The following is a 3,295-nucleotide window of genomic DNA, read 5'->3' on the forward strand; positions in this document are numbered from 1 at the left end:
GGATAATCTTTTTCAGATTCAATCAATAATTGAACCGCTCTTTCTCTGATTTCAGGGGTATATTTTAATTTTGTCATCGGGATAGTCTCTCAGAATATTGACTCTCCGACAAACCCGGTACGGTTCAAATCAAAACTACCCTGTTCCTGCAACACCTGTTCGTCATGAAAGCCCCCCACCCCAGCAAAATATTGAGACTTTAAAACATGGTAAAAGGGTGACTCAATTTGCCAAAAATTTGATTGCTCACTGGACAGAACATAATGACTTCAGTCCCACCCAATCACTTAGCTTCTGTTTAATCAGCTCAATATTATTTAATGGCATTTATAACCATGCCGAACTGCAATTTTTTTTAAAAACCATTTTAAAAACAAAAAAATTTCAAAGTTTTTTAAACCTGAATCATATTGTTTCACTTGAGATCCCGAACCGGCATTTCGGAAATCAGCGTATAAATGACCCTGATTTTTCAGTCAGTTATACAAAAACGTTTGTGCTACACGATATTGTGAAATGCTGGATCTACAGACTAAAACATCAAAAATTTGATTTATTTTCGGATATTGAAGATGCAGAGCATCTGATTAACGCTTGTATTATTGAATGCTTCCCCGAGGAAAAGGTGCGTTGTAAAGACCTGTTAAAATACGGTTTTTACTATACACAGTTCCTGAAAAACAGCGGACTGGATCAAATGTCCATTTGTATCTTAAAAAATGAAATTTACAGTTCCAGTCCTCTCGAAAAACAATTAGCAGCTTATTTTGTTCAGGTTGAACAAGCTCATCCTAATAACAATAAGATTGAGAATACTTGTGAAAACCATCAGGCTCCCTCTATAACCAATATTTCAATGGATATAGCTGATGCTTTAGTAGAAATACGTCAAGCTATTCGTGCAAAAAACTATAGCGATCGACTCATAGAATTATATGCCAAGGAACAACCTCCAGCCTTGGAGCGTTTACTGCTATGGACTATTCTGCGCTCAAAATTAATGGAGCCACAACTGGACCGTCTCAATCATATTATCCAAAAACAGCAACGATTTGAGCGCAAGCTTATACGAGCAGATTTTCAGCCAATTAAGCAGAGTTCTCTAAATACCATGTTTTCACAGTTTGCAGTCCATTGGCTACAGGCAACGCAAGACAAAGATATTTCATCATTTTCAGATGCTGATTTTGAAGATCTGTATGGAGAAATACTTTTATTAAAGAAAGAAACAACTAGAGCGACTTTACAAAAACGTCTACAGGAGTTTCATCACAAACAGTCCTTATTTTTTAAAGCACCTACTATCGATCTAGATAATTTAATCCAGGTAAAAATCTGCAGAACCGCATTGATCTCGCCCCATATTTTTCACCACGTGCTAGAGCAGCTCGAAAATACTCAAGATATTTCGATTCAGGATAAAAATATATTTAAACTGATTTTTATTCTAGGGTTCAGAGTCGGACTACGGATCAATGAAACATTGAATATCTTCGTACGTGATCTATTTATTAGTGAAGATGCAGTGATACTCACCATTCGCAACAATCGCAATAAAAATCAAAAAAGCTACTCAGCTTACCGCAAAATTCCACTGCATCATCTACTTAAAGCCGACGAATTACATGCATTTAAAACATACAGTCAGAATAGAAAACGTCTGCTAAAAGAACAAGGAAAATCAGTTGCACAACCGCTATTTTTAAAACAGTCCTTAGAAGAAACTCATGAAAATGAAGTGAATTCCCTATTTAAACAATTGATTCAACCAGTTTTTGGAGAACACAATTTTACTTATCATAGTCTGCGCCATTCTGCATTTAATCATCTTTACCTGATTTTAAAAAACTCAACACTTGCAGATGCATTTACTGACTATAGCCCACATGAGCAATTACGCATCCGTTATGCTTTACTGCGAAACAGAAATACTCAACAGACTTGGTATGCTCTTTCTCATTTTGCCGGTCATCTCACTCCAGAAACCACCTGCTCCAGTTATCTGCATTTCATACATCTGGCAAGCACATACCAACTGAATGAAATAGAAAACCCGCTCCCTAAAGAAGCTTATTTCAATATTCTAAAACATGATGATGCTGTTAAATATCCAGTTCAACAACGCGCAATTAGACAGTTTTTATTTGATCAACTCACTAAAGACCGTTACAGGCAACATGATCATCAATATCAACCAGAACAACAGAAATCGCCTGATTCACTGATGCCAGGAGCTCATGACTCAGAGATGACTTTTGAACTATTGCATCACATTCTTGCAGTAGAAAAAGAGGAAGACCTGATGTTACCTGAAGCGATTCCTTTGCAAATAGCACAAAAATTACGTGCTAGAGCGATGCATTTAAAAACCTCCTGTGTCAATCAGAAGAAATCTTCCCGGCTGTTTACCACGGACTTTTTAAGAAAATCACCAGATGCATTAGTAACTATGCTGCCAACAAATAAGGAAGAAAAACAAATCATTCACTATGTCCAACAACGTTATGTAAATACATATAGTCAATATCGGAAACAGCTCAACACTATCTACTCAATCTATCTTGAGAAAGTTCAGCCAAATTCGGCTCAGTTCACTTTTAAACTGAATGAAAAGCGTCAGCTGAAAAAGTTTCTGTCTTTTATCAATAAACTGTTTCCAAAAAAATATCTTCATCTCGAGCTTTCTCACCGGAGCAAGGAACAGCTCAAAAATACATTGCAGGATTTGAAATTAAAAACAGAGAACTTCAAAGTAGATGAGAATGAAACACAAATTAAGTTTTCTTTCAAATGTAAAGATACGAACGCTCTCGGCATTTTCAAACTATTGATGTACCTGATGATTGTGTTTCATATTTAATGCACAGCTTTTTTAGAATATATTTCTAGTTCTTATGATACGTACAAATAACTGAAAAAACGAAAGTCATGGAAATGGCTTTCGCTTGAAAGTGAAGGAACATAACCAAAAGATTAGCTCAATCGGTTCTCTTTTATCCATTAATAATCGCGTTAAATCTTGCAATCCATGATTGAGCATCGTGAGCGTTAGATGCAAAAAACTTGAACATAGGCTGCTCTGCATGGCTTTGTTGCACAAACCTATCTGTAAAGGCTTTTTCAGCGATATAATTTTCAAATGAAGAAGCCTACACACAAAATCTATTGCACAACCAATTGGCCCGCATATAACCGAGCACTCATGAGTCGCGGAAATATTGCCATTTGGTTTGATCCTGCTACGCAATGGTATGCTCCATCAAAAGGCAAACAAGGGCGAAATCAAACCTACTCC

The 3,295-nt window shown here is 36.5% G+C and carries 1 protein-coding gene and 1 pseudogene; both read left to right on the forward strand.

Going from position 1 to position 3,295, the window contains the following annotated elements; translation table 11 throughout:
- Nucleotides 1–94 precede the first annotated feature (94 nt).
- On the forward strand, nt 95–2,860 hold the full coding sequence (locus tag FTV03_RS17335; protein WP_180042375.1) for a site-specific integrase: 2,766 nt from the start codon (nt 95–97) through the stop codon (nt 2,858–2,860).
- Nucleotides 2,861–3,139: 279 nt separating this feature from the next.
- A pseudogene (locus tag FTV03_RS17340) lies at nt 3,140–3,295 on the forward strand (IS5/IS1182 family transposase); the annotation flags it as partial.

The organism is Acinetobacter sp. YH12218 (assembly GCF_013417925.1).
Taxonomy (GTDB): Bacteria; Pseudomonadota; Gammaproteobacteria; order Pseudomonadales; family Moraxellaceae; genus Acinetobacter; species Acinetobacter amyesii.